15 protein-coding genes and 1 pseudogene are annotated in these 17,743 nt (G+C 37.6%); 15 read left to right on the plus strand and 1 reads right to left on the minus strand.

Features of this window, described 5'->3' with window-relative positions; translation table 11 throughout:
- Positions 1 to 235: 235 nt before the first annotated feature.
- Together F6K40_RS30130 and F6K40_RS30135 are read left to right on the plus strand one after the other, a co-directional pair.
- Positions 236 to 1,196, plus strand: a pseudogene (locus tag F6K40_RS30130) (RNA-guided endonuclease InsQ/TnpB family protein); the annotation flags it as partial.
- Between the two features lie 59 nt (positions 1,197 to 1,255).
- Positions 1,256 to 1,735 carry a hypothetical protein gene (locus F6K40_RS30135; protein WP_293141224.1) on the plus strand — a complete coding sequence of 160 codons (480 nt, stop codon included), beginning with the start codon at positions 1,256 to 1,258 and terminating at the stop codon, positions 1,733 to 1,735.
- 269 nt (positions 1,736 to 2,004) lie between these two features.
- On the opposite strand, the gene F6K40_RS30140 is transcribed toward F6K40_RS30135, so the two are convergent.
- Complete coding sequence (locus F6K40_RS30140) at positions 2,005 to 2,853, minus strand: pentapeptide repeat-containing protein (RefSeq protein WP_293141226.1); 849 nt, start codon at positions 2,851 to 2,853, stop codon at positions 2,005 to 2,007.
- A gap of 908 nt (positions 2,854 to 3,761) precedes the next feature.
- On the opposite strand from F6K40_RS30140, the gene F6K40_RS30145 reads away from it, so the two are divergent.
- The 13 genes from F6K40_RS30145 to F6K40_RS30205 all read left to right on the plus strand — a co-directional run bounded on the left by F6K40_RS30145 (position 3,762) and on the right by F6K40_RS30205 (position 17,373).
- The gene (locus F6K40_RS30145; RefSeq protein ID WP_293141228.1) at positions 3,762 to 3,914 is read left to right on the plus strand and encodes a hypothetical protein; all 153 of its coding nucleotides are present in this window, start codon (positions 3,762 to 3,764) and stop codon (positions 3,912 to 3,914) included.
- Between the two features lie 450 nt (positions 3,915 to 4,364).
- Entirely contained in the window at positions 4,365 to 5,708 is a 1,344-nt protein-coding gene (locus tag F6K40_RS30150; RefSeq protein ID WP_293141230.1) for a sedoheptulose 7-phosphate cyclase, read from the plus strand.
- A 545-nt stretch (positions 5,709 to 6,253) separates the two neighbouring features.
- Positions 6,254 to 7,084: an O-methyltransferase gene (locus F6K40_RS30155; RefSeq protein WP_293141232.1), complete on the plus strand. Its 831-nt coding sequence runs from the start codon at positions 6,254 to 6,256 to the stop codon at positions 7,082 to 7,084.
- Positions 7,085 to 7,333: 249 nt separating this feature from the next.
- Entirely contained in the window at positions 7,334 to 7,492 is a 159-nt protein-coding gene (locus tag F6K40_RS30160; RefSeq protein ID WP_293141234.1) for a hypothetical protein, read from the plus strand.
- Positions 7,493 to 7,647: 155 nt separating this feature from the next.
- Positions 7,648 to 7,998, plus strand: coding sequence for an aspartate 1-decarboxylase (gene panD / locus F6K40_RS30165; protein ID WP_293141236.1), 351 nt, complete (start codon positions 7,648 to 7,650; stop codon positions 7,996 to 7,998).
- A gap of 257 nt (positions 7,999 to 8,255) precedes the next feature.
- Positions 8,256 to 9,620 (plus strand): ATP-grasp domain-containing protein, encoded by a 1,365-nt coding sequence (locus F6K40_RS30170; RefSeq protein WP_293141238.1) that lies wholly within the window; start codon positions 8,256 to 8,258, stop codon positions 9,618 to 9,620.
- Positions 9,621 to 10,026: 406 nt separating this feature from the next.
- Complete coding sequence (locus F6K40_RS30175; RefSeq protein ID WP_293141240.1) at positions 10,027 to 11,448, plus strand: sodium/proline symporter; 1,422 nt, start codon at positions 10,027 to 10,029, stop codon at positions 11,446 to 11,448.
- An 8-nt stretch (positions 11,449 to 11,456) separates the two neighbouring features.
- Positions 11,457 to 11,669, plus strand: a complete 213-nt coding sequence (locus F6K40_RS30180) for a hypothetical protein (protein ID WP_293141242.1) — start codon at positions 11,457 to 11,459, stop codon at positions 11,667 to 11,669.
- A complete protein-coding gene (locus F6K40_RS30185) occupies positions 11,635 to 12,270 on the plus strand; it encodes a sodium:solute symporter family transporter (RefSeq protein WP_293141244.1) in 636 nt (211 codons plus the stop codon). The genes F6K40_RS30180 and F6K40_RS30185 overlap by 35 nt, the downstream gene beginning before the upstream one ends.
- Before the next feature lie 142 nt (positions 12,271 to 12,412).
- Complete coding sequence (locus tag F6K40_RS30190; protein WP_293141246.1) at positions 12,413 to 13,393, plus strand: DMT family transporter; 981 nt, start codon at positions 12,413 to 12,415, stop codon at positions 13,391 to 13,393.
- 95 nt (positions 13,394 to 13,488) lie between these two features.
- A complete protein-coding gene (locus F6K40_RS30195) occupies positions 13,489 to 14,568 on the plus strand; it encodes a D-alanine--D-alanine ligase family protein (RefSeq protein ID WP_293141248.1) in 1,080 nt (359 codons plus the stop codon).
- 65 nt (positions 14,569 to 14,633) lie between these two features.
- Positions 14,634 to 15,791 (plus strand): TauD/TfdA family dioxygenase, encoded by a 1,158-nt coding sequence (locus F6K40_RS30200; RefSeq protein WP_293141250.1) that lies wholly within the window; start codon positions 14,634 to 14,636, stop codon positions 15,789 to 15,791.
- 460 nt (positions 15,792 to 16,251) lie between these two features.
- Positions 16,252 to 17,373: a D-alanine--D-alanine ligase family protein gene (locus F6K40_RS30205; RefSeq protein ID WP_293141252.1), complete on the plus strand. Its 1,122-nt coding sequence runs from the start codon at positions 16,252 to 16,254 to the stop codon at positions 17,371 to 17,373.
- The last annotated feature ends 370 nt before the right edge of the window (positions 17,374 to 17,743 follow it).

A 17,743-nucleotide genomic window follows, 5' to 3' on the forward strand; every position in this document is an offset into this window, starting at 1 on the left:
GAAACCCTGACCGCTGCGCATGACAGAGGTGATGTCCTCCCCCTGTGTTGACATTGATAATAACAAAATTCTCCTAGCTTGTGTCTTGGGCCTATGAATGTTTAGCTTATGAAGGTATCCGAATCCTAGCCCTGGCTTTCATCCCGACGCTCCCCCTCCCCCCTATGCACGGGGGGTTAGGGGGGATGGAGAGCGCGGGACTTCCCGCCAGGAAAGTTAAATAAGTAAGCAGTGAATGGTTGAAAAAGCCTACAAATTTAGGTTTTACCCGACTCCAGAACAGGAAAATTTGTTGAGGAGAACAATAGGTTGTGTACGCTTGGTCTATAACAAAGCTTTGGCAGCAAGAACTCAAGCTTGGCATAAGCACCAAGAACGAGTAGGCTACAAACAAACCTCAGCTATGCTGACGAACTGGAAAAAACAAGAAGATTTAGATTTCCTCAAAGAAGTAAGCAGTGTTCCATTGCAGCAAAGCTTAAGACATTTACAAACAGCTTTCACTAACTTTTTTAGTGGACGAACTAAATATCCTAACTTCAAGAAAAAGCGGAATGGTGGTAGTGCTGAATTTACAAAGTCTGCATTTAAGTGGTCAGATGGCCAAGTCTATTTAGCCAAATGTGCAGAACCATTACCTATAAGATGGAGTAGGCAACTACCACAAAACTGTGTCCCAACAACAATAATAGTTAAACTTAACCCCTCTGGTAGATGGTCTGTGTCTGTTAGAGTTAATGACACTAGAGATTTGAAACTTAAGCCAGTCAAAAAACAAATCGGGATTGACTTAGGAATTACCAGTCTTCTTACTACCAGTGATGGAGAAAAAATTGCTAACCCAAAGAATCTGAATAAGCTACACAAAAAATTAAGGTGAGCTGCTAAAGTCTTTAGATAGAAAAACCAAGGGAACAAATAACTATCAGAAAGCGCGACTCAAAGTAGCTAGGATACACGCCAAGATTAAAGATTCAAGGCTTGACTATACCCATAAGCTAACCACTCAACTAATTAGAGAAAACCAAACGATAGTAGTTGAGGATTTGGCAGTAAAAAATATGGTCAAGAACCACAAGTTAGCTAAGGTTATCAGTGATGCTAACTGGGGAGAAATAGTTAGACAGCTAGAATACAAAGCAGAATGGTATGGAAGGGAGTTAATCAAGATTGATAGGTACTTTCCAAGTTCTAAGCATTAAGGTAGTACACTACTCTAATTCTAGCGAGTTAAAGAAAAGTTGGGGACTTAGGCATGACTACTAAAGAAGAATTACCTTGGCAATGTGGAATGGGTTTCTATGTGCCAATTTTAAATGATGGAGAATTAGTGGGCATTTGTAAACCCGAGTATGCTGAAGAAATGCTCGAAGTTATGAATGAGCAGGAAAGACTACGCAAAGCTTTGAGGTTAGCTTGTCTAGATTTATTGCGACGGGTAGGAGGAAAAAGAAGCAAAGTCAATGATTTGATGCAGAAATATATAGCTCTAGCAGAACGACCTAAATATGGACCAAGGGCGATCGCTCTCCTACTCCGGGAAAGACAAGAACAATTACAAGTTAGTGGCCATGAGTTTATTAAATTCTGTGATATTCACAAAGTTTCTCCTGAACAACTCAAGGATATTTATGCTGGCAAAGCAGTAGAGGAAACTTTAATACCACCTATAGCAAGAATTTTAGGTAAAACTAACATTGAGGTACAAGAAATACTAGAAGGTCCTAGGGAATAAAAAATTCAAAATTCAAAATTCATGCATTAATATAGGAGAAAAAATCTGGTCTGCTTTGGAAAATTCAAAATTCAAAATTCACAATTCAAAAGTAATATGGGAGAAAAAAATGCGGTTCAAAAATTTAGTATTTTCGGCAGACAAAGACATAAAAATTGAGGAACAATTCTTATTCCTACCTCGTCTAAACTCCAATTTCTCCTGACTCCTGACTCCTGACTCCTGATTCCTGACTCCTATCGCTACCACAAGACTTTTGAGCGTAAACCCTAATTAATTTTGCCATCAGGCATAATTGTTTCGTGAAGATTAGCGTCTACGAGGTTAATATTATCAATCAAAGCATCAGTCAGATTAGCTTTATTCAGGTTAGCTCCTCTTAAATTTGCTCCTCTTAAATCTGCTCCAATTAAAATAGCCTGACTTAGATTAGTACCTCGGCAATAAGTTTCCTGCAAATTTGCATCTTGAAAATTAACTTTTTTGAGTTGAGCAAATCTCAAATCTGCTCTATACAAATTTGCTTCTTTTAAAGAAGAATTTGATAAATAAACCCCACTTAAATGAGCTTTAATAAGATTAGCTTTGTACAAATTAGCTTGGTAAAAATAACCTCCAATTAATTCAGCTTCATAAAGATTAGCATAACTAAAATTAGCATAACTGAAGTTAGCCTCCATTAAATCTGCTTTGGCTAAATTGCTTCTGCTCAGGTTTGCTGAAGTACCATCAACATATCTACACTTGGAATTTTGTAGATCAGTTCCAACCAAATTTGCATTTACTAAATCGGCTTCAATTAAATTAGCAAGTCTTAGATCAGCAGAAATAAAATTAGTATTGTTTAAATTCGCACCCTGAAGATTAATAGCAGTTAGATTAGCATTAATTAGTTGAGCTGAAGTCAAAATAGCATCTCTACAATTAGCATTAACCAATTGAGCTAAAGACAGATTAGCTCCTGTTAAATTTACTCCTTGAAAATTAATACTTTCTAGATTAATACATCTTAAATTAGCATCAGTTAAATCTGGTTTTAGATGTATATTTTTATATTTCCATTCATTCCATGCAATTACACCACGATTGATTAAAGCTAGATATTCTTGATTCACCATATTTTTATCATAAATTACTCTTACCGAAGAATTAATAATTAATAATTATTAATTAAATAATTTAGGTTAAAAGCCTCCCCAATAAAGAGGAAAAAAAGTTCTAGGATATTTCCTTATATTCAATTCCCTCACGATTTTAACGAGAGGTAATTATCAATTATCAATTATCCATTATCCATTGTCAATTATCCATTATCCATATTTCCTAGAAATATCAACAATATATGTACCTCATAACTTCGGAAACTGCTCTAATAATATTTCAATGAAACTTAAAAAATATAATTATATCTTATTAAGATAAGTTTTATTTTTAAAGTTTATCAAACTAATATCAAATTAATAAATGTTAACAAATGTCAACTAAATGTTAAGTACAATGATTGGGAATTAGGGTTAAACTAGCAGACGAGACCAAAGATAAACTCCAAAAATCAATGGGAGGAATTTTAAGGAAGCTGTTTTGACGGCTGGTTGATAATAACAGGTAGGATTTATGTCAATGCCAATACCTGAATCATGAAACTTTGGTAATGAAATGATGAATTGTTCCGTTGAATATTTGACAAATTTGTGCCCAATCCAAAGTTGATATCATAAGAATACAAACAATAAATTCCGACCCCCTCTATCTGTATTAGGTATTGGAATATGACACTGTTTGTTTAGTATGCCTTCAAGCATAATTAAATAGTAAACTCCCTAGTGGAGGATGGCAGAAATAACTGACCAGTTACATGCATCCCTTAAGCCTTACTAACCAATAATGCATGAATTTTGAATTTTGAATTCCGCGTAGCGGCACTAGAAAAGCCAACAACTCTAATCTAATCATTCAATAAAATTGACGTTGGTACAATGAAAACTCCCACTAAGTTATTTAGTCATTAATCAAGGATTTGACAACTATGCTAAACACCATAACTATCAAGGAACCGTTAAATCCAGATCAAAACGTGAATCACGGTTGTAATCTAAAGTGGAAGTTAGACGAGAAAGAAGAAGAGCAACTTTCTACTATAGAAGTGTGGAGAACTAGAATAATCAGCGAAAACCAATAAGCATCAGTTCAGTTTTGCTATCAATAGTAAGTAAAATGAACCAAATTTGGGCTTCAGTAAAAAAACGATTGCATAATGCGCTCTTCTATACTTAGGAAGATTATTAAGTTTAGTGTGGAGAAAACTGAGCTAATCTCTGTATTTTTCAGGAATCTCTATATGAATCCTGAAAGAAAATAGTTTCCTGGCAAAAGCAAATAAAAGTGTGGTAAACTGTAAATGTGATGCTTAATATGTCAATACTTAGGCATAAGGCAGCAACAAAAATAATTACACTATCATTCAATAACTTCTTAGAAACTATTCTAAAGAAATGCCCAACCCTCTAGTTTGTGTTCATCTCAATAAGTTAAATTAAGCTACTATACTGACTTCAAGTGTAGGTGCAAAAGTTTGTTGTGCAATAACACCAGACAAGACTTCAAAGCAAACAATTATCTAAATACAATCATGAGTAACGCAATATCAACTTCTGTAGCAGTCATTGAAGAAGTTAAGAAAGCAGACTTCACATTTGACCCAAGTATTAGGCGCGATCATGCAGAAAAATATCGCACCTCAGAATGGTATGATGGTCGTGGAGAAATAAGGGCAGTAGAGGATGGTCGCTCATTCCAGATTTCTGCAACATTTACCCTCGAGTCAGAAGTAAGATTAGTAGATAGAGTTTTCGACCCATCTAATCCTGTTTTAGCTGAAATATACAAAACCCGTGGTCGGTGTGTAGCAGTTGTGGATCAGACAGTAAATGAACTTTACGGAGAATCACTGCGAGATTACTTTAAGCAGAATGAGATTCCTCTAGAAGCTCTTGTGTGTCGTGCTTGGGAGTCAGACAAGACTCCAGATACAGTCCATAAAATATTAGCATTCTTGGGTAAAGATGGGTGTGATGTATCCCGTAACGAACCTGTTTTGATAATTGGAGGTGGTGTACTAAGCGATGTTGCAGGTTTAGCTTGCAGTTTGCAGCACCGACGGACGCCTTATGTGATGATTGGAAGTTCAATTGTTGCAGCTATTGATGCCGGACCATCCCCTCGTACCTGTACGAATGGTAATCTATTTAAGAATGGTATTGGTGCTTACCACCCTCCTGTGCTAACTATTGTAGACCGTACTTTATTCCGTACCCTGCCAAAAGGTCATATTCGCAATGGGATGGCAGAAATCATCAAAATGGCAGTTACCGATGATCCAATATTGTTTGAGCTGATGGAAAAATATGGTCAGCGTTTAGTGGATACTCATTTTGCTAACATTGATGCGGATGAAGAATTGGAAAAAGTAGCTGATGAGGTGATTTATCGTGCTTTGTATTCCTACATGAAGCATGAAGGAACAAATATGTTCGAGACCTATCAAGACAGACCTCACGCTTATGGTCACACCTGGAGTCCTCGTTTTGAGCCAGTAGCGAAGCTGATGCACGGTCATGCTGTAGGTGTTGGTATGGCTTTTGGAGCTACTTTAGCATTAGAGATGGGTTGGATAAATGAAGCCGAACGCAACCGAATAGTTGCATTGTGTACTTCTATAGGTTTGTCAGTTTACCATCCTATTATTGAAGATACAGACTTAATGCTTAAAGGTCAGAAAAATATACGTCGCAAGCGCGGTAGTAGTGGATTATGGGCACCTTTGCCTACAGGTATTGGTTCTTGTGGTTTTGCTGGTGAAGTGCCTCCAGACTTATTAATATCTGCTGTTGAGGAACATAAGCGTTTTTGTGCTTCTTTACCTGGTGAAGGAAAAGGCGAAGAAATGTATTTGAGTGACTTAGGTCTGGAGTAGAATTCTGAATTTAGAATTCAGAAGTTCAATTCTTGGCAGAACTAAATTATAGCACTTTTGCAGAGAAACCGGGTTTATATGAAGTGCCCGTCTCCCATAAACCCGGTTTCTTGTAACACTCCGAAGCAAAAAGCAAGTAGATTTGATTTAATAGAATCAGGACTTACGAAAAATATCTAATCGTACACCACCTGTAGAGGCGATTTCCTGCGGAATGCTACTAATTAAGCGAATCGCCCCTACTAGATATGGGGGTTATGCGTAAGTCCTGAGAATAAAAAAATGACCAAAAAATCAGGTCAATAGCTTCCCCTTTCAAGGCAATAAAAAACAGTCGTTTAGCTAGCGCACAACTACGTTAACGGCTGCTCACAACATGAAGCGGAGCTTGACCTAGGGTGGGATGGCGAAGTTTCCAGAAGAATGCAGAGTCGCTCCGGGAAACGCCATATAATCGACCAAGATCAAGGAAAATTAGGATTTTCGCGTGCCTCCTAATTCAATAAGAGGTACTGATAACTGATAACTGATAACTGATAACTGAAATGACAACCGTTGTGAAAACAGAAACCGCTAGACCAGTTACACCATTGGGTATTTTAGTAGAGCAACTTGAAACAATTGTCAAGATGGCAGAAACTACAGAAATACCATCAGAACTAGCTGAAGCTATTAAACAAGCTTATCAATTAGGAGCCGGTATCGATCCCTATATAGAGGAAAATACTACTCAAGAGTCAACTGCCTTGGCAGCATTAGCAGAAAAGACTCGCCAAGAACCCTGGCATTTAAGATTTTCCAATAGTGAGACTGTACGTCAACTAGAACAGGAAATGTTATCTGGGCATATTGAGGGACAAACTTTAAAAATGTTTGTCTATATGACTGGGGCAAAACGTATCCTGGAAATAGGAATGTTTACTGGGTATTCAGCGTTGGCAATGGCGGAAGCGTTGCCAGAAGATGGACGGATGGTTGCCTGTGAAGTCGATCAATATGTAGCTGACTTTGCTAGAGCTTGTTTTGAAAAGTCTCCTGCTGGTAGTAAAATATCAGTGGAAGTTGCACCAGCTTTGGAAACTATGAAAAAGTTGGCAGATGCAGGAGAAACTTTTGATTTAGTATTTATTGATGCTGATAAAAAAGAGTATATCGAATATTTGAAAATGCTCTTAGATACAAGTTTATTGACAGCAAATGGATTTATTTGTGTTGATAATACTTTACTTCAAGGGCAACCTTATCTCCCAGAAGAAAAACGTACTCCTAATGGAGAAGCGATCGCTGAATTTAATCGCTTTGTTACAGAAGATCCTAGGGTTGAACAAGTTTTACTACCTTTACGAGATGGTCTAACTATTATTAGGCGAAAGTAGCAATTATCGGCGTTGGTAATTTGAGGTATGATATCATATTGTATTGAATAGCGTAAGAGAACTCCGTGACCTTTACGCGACAAAAAACTTTCTCCTTCTATTCCTCTTTTTTCTTCTTTCTTCTCTCCTGACTCCTGACTCCTAAGTAATTAAGATTAATATCATACACGCGCTTTACCAACGCCCAATTATCGAAGGATAAAAATATCATGCCCGCTGGTATCGTTTGTGTAAACTGGCACAGGCAAGATGCCTATTCCACAAACAGGCAAGATGCCTATTCCACAAACAGGCAAGATGCCTATTCCACAAACAGACAAGATGTCTATTCCACAAACAGGCAAGATGTCTATTCCACAAACAGGCAAGATGTCTATTCCACAAGGTGAATATCTACAGGAAATTTAAGTTTTTTTTCTTGCTCTTAAGTATTCCTCCCAGTTAAGTGTTCCCTACCTTTGCATACAATACCGATGCTACTGGACATGATATAATTCCTCTATCCTTGGGTGAAATTTCTCTTGTTTAGGTAAAATTATGCCAATTTTTCGGAGCCAAATAAAATGTTAATTACAACCTTGAAGAGCAAACTCCATAGAGTTAAAGTAACTGAAGCAGAATTATACTATGAAGGTTCCATTACCATTGACGAAGAACTACTGAAAACTGCCGGTATTCTTGTCCATGAAAAAGTACAAGTAGTTAATGTTAATAATGGTTCCCGACTGGAAACATATACTATTCTTGGTGAATGGGGTAGCCGAACAATTTGTCTCAATGGCCCTGCTGCTAGAATGAATTCTGTCGGCGACGAAATAATAATTATTGCCTACGCTCAAATGACAGAAGATGAGGCACTTTTATATCGTCCGAAAGTGATTTTGGTGGATGACAATAACAATCCACTTACTTAACTAAAGTCTGCATGAGACAACCTTCATAGAGAAAATATTAATATTTTCTCTATGAAAAATTAATTACCATTTGGTAATTTAAAATTAATAAAGTTTCTTCCCTGTCAAAAACCTAAAGCTGCTCAACAGTTATAGTAGTTTAACTTAAATATGAGACGTTTTTTCGTCTGAAATTCCCTCATAGCAAGAAAGCTTTGTCTCAATATAAAGTTAAATAACTATATTGTTTAAAGTAATGTCTTTATAAAACTACTAACATGGCACTAATATTATTTGTTCGAGTGCGTGCTTATGCACTGTTCCAAAATATCGGAACTTTTGCGCTATTATTCGTTCTTCTACCATTCAATTTATTGAAGGTAATACCTTCACTGCTCTGGAATTTTATAAGTCTACTATTTTCAAAAAAAATAGTAGTAGAAAATCCCAAAAACATCTTAATCACGGGTGCAAAAATGACAAAATCTTTGCAACTTGCCCGTTCATTTCATGCAGCAGGTCACAAAGCTTTTCTATTAGAAACAAATAAATATTGGTTATCAGGAAATAGATTTTCTAACGCCGTTGCAGGTTTCTATACTGTACCGAATCCCCAAAAAGATTGGGATGGTTATTGCCAGGGATTATTAGAAATTGTCAAAAAAGAAAATATAGATGTATTTATCCCGGTATCTAGTCCAGTAGGAAGCTACTATGAATCTTTAGCCAAACCACTTTTATCTGAATATTGTGAAGTCTTGCACTTTGATGCTGAGATTACTCAAATGTTAGATAATAAGTTTACATTTATCGAAAAAGCTAAAAGTTTTGGTTTATCTGTACCTAAATCATTTTTAATTACAGACCCAGAACAAATTCTCAATTTTGACTTTGCTGCGGATGGGAGTAAATATATTCTTAAAAGCATTCCTTACGACTCAGTGCGTCGTTTAGATATGACAAAATTGCCTATGAGTTCTCAATCAGAAATGAAGCAATTTGTTAGAAATTTGCCTATTAGCGAAGAGAAACCCTGGATTATGCAAGAGTTTGTTAAAGGCAAAGAATATTGTACCCATAGCACTGTTAGAAAAGGGAAAATTAGACTGTATTGCTGTTGCGAATCATCAGAATTTCAAGTAAATTATGACCATGTTGATAATCCCCAAATTTATGATTGGGTTGAAAAATTTGTTAGAGAATTAAATATTACTGGGCAAATTTCCTTTGATTTTATTCAGACAGAAGATGGTCGAGTTTTTCCCATAGAATGTAACCCCAGAACTCACTCAGCTATTACAACTTTTCACGACCATCCAGGGGTAGCAGATGCTTATTTAAAAGATAGTCAAAATGAAAATGAAACTTCACTAATACCACTGGCAAATACTAAACCTACTTATTGGACTTACCATGAATTATGGAGACTGACAGGCATTAGATCATTAGAGCAATTCAAAGCTTGGATGCAAAAAATTAATCAAGGAACAGATGGTATTTTTCAAGTTAGTGACCCCTTACCATTTTTGATGGTACACCACTGGCAAATTCCTTTACTTTTATTAGGTAATCTACAAAAATTAAAGGGGTGGATGAGAATCGACTTTAATATCGGGAAACTGGTAGAATTAGGAGGAGATTAAATAATTGATAATGAATAATGGATAATTGATAATGGATCAGGACTAAAGCCATGCGAACCCAGAAACCCGGTTTCTCGTAGATGTTTATTGTCAAAAACAATGATTTATCGTAGAAACCGGGTTTCTTTGCGTAAGTCCTGTGGATAATTGATAATAAAAACTATCTCTAATTATCAATTACTCATTCAAAAAAAGTGTAAGATTTTCGGTCTAAAAAGCTCAAAAAGTTAGGATTTTGTGCAGACGAGGGGGTGATTTTAAGGGACAACGCTGACTCCTACCTCCTCTATAATTCTTATTTTTCCTGACTCCTAATCTTACCAAAAGACTTTATTCAGCAAACCCTAATTATTAATTATTAATTATTAATTATTAATTTAAAAAAATCTATTTAAAAACTATTTTTATGGAAAAACAAATTTGGATTGCGATAACATTCATTGCCTTTTTACTATCATTTACAGTAGTAGGTATTTATTCCGCAACCAAAAAACAAAACACCACAACTGATTATTTACTTGCCAGTAGAAATGTCAATCCCTGGTTGACAGCACTATCAGCGATGGCAACAGGTCATAGTGGGTATATGTTTATTGGTGTGATTGGTGTTACCTACAAAGAGGGATTTTCTTCTATTTGGATACCTGTCGCCTGGGCAATAGGAGACTACATTGCTTGGTGGTTAACATTCAAAAGGTTAAGGTTAGTTTCTCAGCAAACAAACTCAGATACAGTTTCCTCATTCTTAGGTCAAGAAAATCTGGGGCCAAAAAATCAAGGGCGCTTGATTACAATAATTTCAGCATTAATTATTATAGCATTTCTTGGTACTTATGCCTCCGCTCAACTGGTAGCAGCAAGCAAAGGACTAAATGCAATATTTGGTTGGAACTATCAACTAGGGATTATTATTGGAGCTGTAATTGTGGTTGCCTACTGTTTTTCAGGAGGTATCCGTGCTTCTATCTGGACTGACTCCGTGCAGGCAGTTTTAATGATAGGATCTTTATGGATCTTATTTATAGTAAGTTTAATTGCCTGTGGAGGTTTTGGAGAACTTTGGGTCAAACTCAATACCATTGACTCTACCCTCACAAATTGGATACCTCCTGATTTACCTTGGGGATTTTTTCCTTATTTTTTGGGATGGTTGGTGGCAGGGTTGGGTGTCGTTGGTCAACCTCATATATTAGTGAGAGGAATGGCAATTAACTCTGCAGATAATATGACCTTAGCTCGTAACATAAAATTTGTTTTCGCTCAAATGAATGCTGCTGCAGCTTTTGGTATAGGATTAACTGCAAGAGTATTGTTGCCTAACTTAATGACATCTGGAGATCCAGAGTTGGCATTACCGAATTTATCTATAGAATTATTGCCAGCAGTTTTAGTAGGGTTGATGCTAGCAGGACTTTTTGCGGCAGCTATTTCGACAGCAGACTCTCAAATTTTATCATGTTCTGCCGCACTAAGTCAAGATTTAGTTCCTAGTGCAGCTCACTCTTATAGAAAGGCAAAAATTGCTACCCTGATTGTTACCGCTATTGTATTAGCGATCGCCCTCGCAGCAGACAATAGTGTATTTGGTTTGGTAATTTTCTCTTGGTCAATTTTAGCTTGTAGTTTAGGTCCGTTATTAGTATTGCGGGTATGGCAGAAACCTGTAAGTTTGCCAGTAGCAATAACAATGATGATTACTGGTATAGTCGTTTCCATAGTTTGGAATTTAGGACTTAACCTATCAAGTGCTATTTATGAAATATTGCCCGGTATGGCAGCAGGGTTTATTGTTTATGGAATTGCTAATTTAGGAGGGAATAGGGAATAGCAATTTTTATGGAAAAACAAATTTGGATTGCGATAACATTTATTGCCTTTTTGCTATCATTTACAGTAGTAGGCATTTACTCCGCAACCCAAAAACAAAACACAACAACAGATTACTTACTCGCCAGTAGAAATGTCAATCCCTGGTTAACAGCACTATCAGCTATGGCAACAACTGAGAGTGGATATGTGTTTATTGGTGTGTATGTCTTTAGCTCTTAATATAAAATTTGTTTGCAGTGCTATGATTTATGCTGCAGCTTTTGGTATAGGATTAACTACAAGAGCGTTGTTGCCAGACTTAATGATATCAAGTGACCCAGAGTTAGCATTACCATATTTATCGATAGAATTATTGCCAGCAGTTTTAGTAGGATTAATGCTAGCAGGACTTTCTTCTGCAACTATTTCCACAGCAGATTCCCAAGTATTATCATGTTCTGCAGCTCTCAGTCAAGATTTAGTTCCCAGTGCAGCTCACTCTTATGGCAAAGTTAAAATTGCCACCCTACTTGTTACTGTGATTGTGTTAGCGATCGCTCTAACAGGAAATAAAAATGTATTTGATTTGGTGATTTTCTCTTGGTCAGTTTTAGCTTGTGGTAACGGTCCATTATTGGTATTGCGGGTATGGCAAAAACCTGTAACTGTTCCAGTGGCAATAACAATGATGATTATTGGTATAATTGTTTCCATGATCTGGAAGTTAGGACTTAACCTATCAAGTGCTATTTATGAAGTCTTGCCTGGTATGGCAGCAGGGTTTATTGTTTATGGGATTTCTGATTTTTTGATTAAGCCTAAAAACTTGAGTAAAGAATAAAATTATAGTAAGTTATTGTGTATTGAGTTTTATATTCCCTATTCCCTGACTTCAAAAATCAAAAATAAAACCAATTCAAGATATGAAATCAAGAATTTAATTCCCTATTCCCTATTCCCTATTCCCTATTCCCTGACTAAAGATGAACAATCAAGCTAGAGTATTACAATTCAAACAATTATCACTATTACCGATAGACTCCTTAGCTGCATTATTTGGTAGCATGGTTTGTATATCTTTTACACCAATTCTCATCCGTTTCAGCGAATATGAACTTGGTCCGAATGCGACAATATTTAATCGTTTTTGGATTGCAGCTATAGCTTTTGGGTTATTGAACCAGTTGCTAACAGTGCGTCGCCGAAAACGAAAAAATGAAACTGAAACTGAACCAAACGAACCCCATCTAGTTAACAGAGCTAAACTACTGATAGCAGATGGGGTTCTGTTATCTATTGGTTTAATATTGTGGTCTTGGTCTTTAACTCAGACAAGCGTTGCTAACTCTAGCATTATGCATAATTTGGTGCCTATCTTTACTGTCTTAGGAGCATGGTTGGCTTTGAGTCAGACCTTCGATCGCCGATTTCTACTTGGTATGTTTGTGGCAATTTCTGGTTCTGCTTTGTTAGAAGTGAATGAGATTTTCTCATTCAGAATTAGCGATCAACTACTAGGAGATTTAGCAGCCTTACTTTCAGCAGTATTTTTTGGTGTACACCCACTTGTCGTTCAGAAACTTCGCACTCACTTAAATCCAGTTACAATTATGACTTGGTCTTCAATAACGAGTGCCTTATTGCTCTTACCTGTGGCTTTAATTGCTGAAAATCAACTTTTTCCCAGTTCATTAACTGGTTGGCTTGCAGTCATTGTTCAAGCTATTAGTAGTCAAATGCTAGGTGTCGGACTGTGGGCCTATTGTCTGAAAAAATTATCTCCTGGGTTTACTAGCTTAGTTGCATTATTTATTCCAGCTATGAGTGCGATCGAAGGTTGGGCAATTTTCTCGGAAAATCTTAACCTATCCATTTTGCTAAGTTTCTTGATAATTTTATGGGGAATGTATTTAGCAATCTCAAGTACATCTGCTATCAATCCAGGAGTTGAGTCTTCTCATTAAGTTGACAGCATTTTTGAGGATAGTTAGGTACAGTTATAAGACTATTCTTATATTCCCTGTTCCCTGTTCCCTGTTCCCTAAAGAATAATTTAGTTATGAAATTAGAAACGATCAATCAAAATCAACATTCCTCTTCAGCTACAATGCCTACATTGCGGGTATTGCACCTGGCAGGTTCCCGTGTTTCCAACTTCTACTACAACTTATCAATAATCTATGCCAAAGAAGTAGTACAACCAGTGGGTGTCAACAGTTATTATGCAGTGGTACATCCTGACGGTTTTTGGCAGTTAGGAATATCCTTAGATTCATTGTCAGAGAAAATGTCACTTCAGGACATGATTCCGCGACTGCCTCAAATTGATGTTGTAGTTCCCCATATGTTCTGCTTTCCTGGCATGACAAGTTTCCGAGCATTTTTTGAGGATATGCTCAGTCTACCTGTAGTGGGTTCGCCATCTCATTGTACGTCACTAGCAACTAACAAAGCTCACACACGCAACGTTGTTTCGGCATCTGGAGTGCAAGTAGCTAAGGCGCAGCAACTACGGCAGGGCGAGGCTTTAACAATGAAGCCTCCCTTTGTGGTGAAACCAACTTCGGAAGATAACTCTTTGGGTGTAACCTTGGTTTGGGATGAAGCTCAAATACAACAAGCATTGCGGGTGGGGTTTGAACATGGTGAAACCTTGTTAGTTGAAGATTATATTCCTGGAAGAGAAGTCCGTGTGGGCGTGGTTGAGAGTGGGGGAAAGTTGTGGGTGCCACCAATGATAGAATATTTGGTCACTAAAGAACATCCAATTAGAACTCTACATGATAAGTACGATCTCCAATCTGACGGCACCCCAGAATCGCAACCTGAGAAACCTGTAGCCAAACCAATTTGTCCGGCAAATGTTGAACCAGAGTTGTTTGAGAAACTGGCAAATGCAGCTAAAACAGCTCATATTGCATTGGGTTGTCGGGATTATTCTTTGTATGACTTCCGGGTACACGCCGAAACCAATGAGCCATATTTGCTAGAGGCAGGCTTATTTTGGGCTTTTGGAAAAATTAGCATGATTTCACGGATGCTTCAAGCTGATGGGCAAAATCTGGAGGATGTGGCTTTGGAACTGTGGAGTGTGGCAGCTAACCGGACTCGCGTTGCCTGCGGTTCTTTATTTAAGTGAGTCAATTTGTCAAAGTCGAGAGTGCAATCACAAATAAACAAACAAAAAAAACAATTTTTCAGTCTATGCAAACAATTGAAAAACTCCCAAATATTCTGTCATCAAATATTAGATTCCGATTTTTGCGGGATGACGAAAAAAGTTTTACTACGTGCGAAAAAGAACTGCCTCTAGTCATAGAACCAGTCAAGGAAAAATCATTCACTGCCCTTGCTGAATTAGTCAGGCAAAATAGCGACTGGTTTAATAGACAGCAAGATACTTACGGTGCTCTATTATTCCGGGGATTTGAAGTAGAAACTGCAGCGCAATTTGAAAATATCTTAGAGCTACTGAATGTTAAATTGGCATCAAATTATTATTTTGGCAGTGCTATAAGAGAGCGAAGAACTGATCAAGTTTTCACCTCTTCTGAAGCACCAGGGAATACGATAATACCTCCACACAACGAACTCAATATGGTGCCATTGAGACCAAATTTTTTAGCTTTTTTCTGTCAAATTGAACCATCGTTATATGGCGAAACTCCTATTATTAATACAGAAAAAATCTTTAACGAATTGTCTCCTAACTTACAGCATAAATTCGCTAATTCACCTCAGAAATATGTGAGATTTGTTCCCAATCATTTATTAGGAATTGTTTTTGAGGAACTCTCGCGAGAGGAAATCGCAAAAATGCTTCAAGAAGGAGGATTTGATTTTGACTGGAGAGCTGATGGTTCTCTTGATTTTGAATGTTCTTACATTCCTCTGTTCGCTCACCCGAGAACTGGCAAACTGTGCTTTTGTCTTACCACTTGTGATTCTTTAGTGACTAGGGAATGGTATCGAATTGTTGCCCAACGCTATCCATTGAGAAAAAGATTTTATTACAAGTTCCTGCCTTCTAAATTATATAAAACTTTAGAAGAAGGGCAAACATTAACAGCAACAGCGATCGACAATTCCCAACAACAAAGCAGTACGCTAAATATGTACTTGGTTAATGAAGAAGGAAACAATACGAAAATGACAGAGGCAGAGGCAAAAGAATTCGGGAAAGCTGAATGGAAAAATGCTGCAGTATTTCCGTGGAGAAAAGGAGACATTTTAGTAATAGATAACCTACAGGTTGCTCACTGTCGCCTCAATACTCAACCACCGCGTAAAATTCTCACCGCTTTTGGAAATATGTGCGATATTCGTGACATGAAATACAATGTGCGAGCAAAGGTTGGATGATTTTCTCGGAAAATATTAATCTATAGACTTTGGTAAGGTTCTTGATAATTTGATGGAAAATTTATTGGGTGTAGGGACATTACATCCAACGTCCCTAAACTGGGGTTAATTAATCAGGACTTACGTAGAATCCCCATATGTAGGGGCGAATGCCATTCGCCCTCTACTCTATGGCATTCGCCCTCTATGGCATTCGCCCTCTATGGATAGCGTATTGTCTAAGAATTTGCGTAATATCATGTCCGGATAAGAGCGTGATAAAAAAACTTGCTCCTCTTTATACCTTAAAACTTCCTCTTATTCCCTCCTGTCTCCTGTCTCCTGTCTCCTGACTCCTCCCTAATTATTTATAACTTTTCAACCGGACATGATATAAGTCCTGAATTAATCAAAATTAATATTTCTGGACTAACAATTAAAGTTACTATTGAATTAGCAGAACAATAGAGAATAATTAGTTATGAAATTAGAAGTAATTAATCAAAATCAACCCTTGTCCTCAGCCACAATGGCTACATTGCGGGTATTGCACCTGGCAGGTTCCCGTGTTTCCAACTTCTACTACAACCTATCAATACTCTATGCCAAAGAAGTAGTCCAACCAGTCGGTGTCAATAGTTATTATGCAGTGGCACATCCTGACGGTTTTTGGCAGTTAGGAACATCTTTAGATTCATTGTCCGAGAAAATGTCTCTTCAGGATATGATTCCACGACTACCTCAAATTGATGTTGTAGTTCCCCATATGTTCTGCTTTCCTGGGATGACAAGTTTCCGAGCATTTTTTGAGGATCTGCTTGGTATCCCCGTAGTCGGATCGCCATCCCATTGTACGGCACTCGCAACTAACAAAGCTCAAACACGGAGTGTAGTTTCGGCATCTGGAGTACAAGTAGCTAAGGCGCAGCAACTAAGGCGAGGAGATACTTTAAAAATGGAGCCTCCTTTTATTGTGAAACCAACCTCGGAAGATAATTCTTTAGGGGTGACATTGGTGTGGGATGAATCTCAGATAGAGGCAGCATTGGATAAGGGGTTTGAATTAGATGATACATTATTAGTTGAAGATTATATTCCTGGAAGGGAATTGCGTGTAGCTGTGCTTGAGGGCGAGAGTGAATTGCAAGTGCTGCCGATGATAGAGTATTTAGTCACAGAAGAACACCCTATTAGAACTGTACATGATAAGTTGGAACTGCAATCAGACGGCACTCCTGGATCGCAACCTGAGAAACCTATAGCAAAGCCAATTTGTCCGGCAAATGTTGCCCCAGAGTTATTTGAGAAACTGGCAAATGCAGCTAAAACAGCTCATATTGCATTGGGTTGTCGCGATTATTCTTTATATGACTTCCGGGTACACGCTGAAACTAATGAACCTTATTTGCTCGAAGCAGGTTTATTTTGGAGTTTTGGAAAAATTGGCATGATTTCAAGGATGCTTCAAGCTGATGGGCAAAGTTTGGAGGATGTGGCATTGGAGTTGTGGAGTGCCGCAGCAGGACGGACTCCCGTAGCTTGTGGTTCTTTATTTAAGTGGAATTCAAGCAAAGTATTCAACCGATTTAGTTACGGAAGATGAATTATATCATGTCCGGTAGCATCGGTATTGTAAAAGGGTAAGAATTCAGAATTTAGAATGCGAGAATTTAGAATTCAGAAATTTGGGATGAAAGCTTGATTTATCTTGGAATTAAGGGTATTAACCCCGAAAGAACTTAAATTTCCTCTAGATATTCACCCTTTGGTTTACACTCTCCGATACTAGCGGACATGATATTACTAGGTTTGACATACTCCCGACGTTGCCCTTACGGGACAACGCGGGATTCTTCAGCCAGGGAAGCCCTGACCGCTGTTTTGACAGAGGTGATGTCCTCCCCCTGTGTTGACTTTTACAATAACAAAATGCTCCTAGCTTGTCAAGGGCATATCAACGTTTAGCTTATGAA

This window comes from Okeania sp. SIO3I5, from assembly GCF_010672085.1.
Lineage (GTDB): Bacteria > Cyanobacteriota > Cyanobacteriia > Cyanobacteriales > Microcoleaceae > Trichodesmium.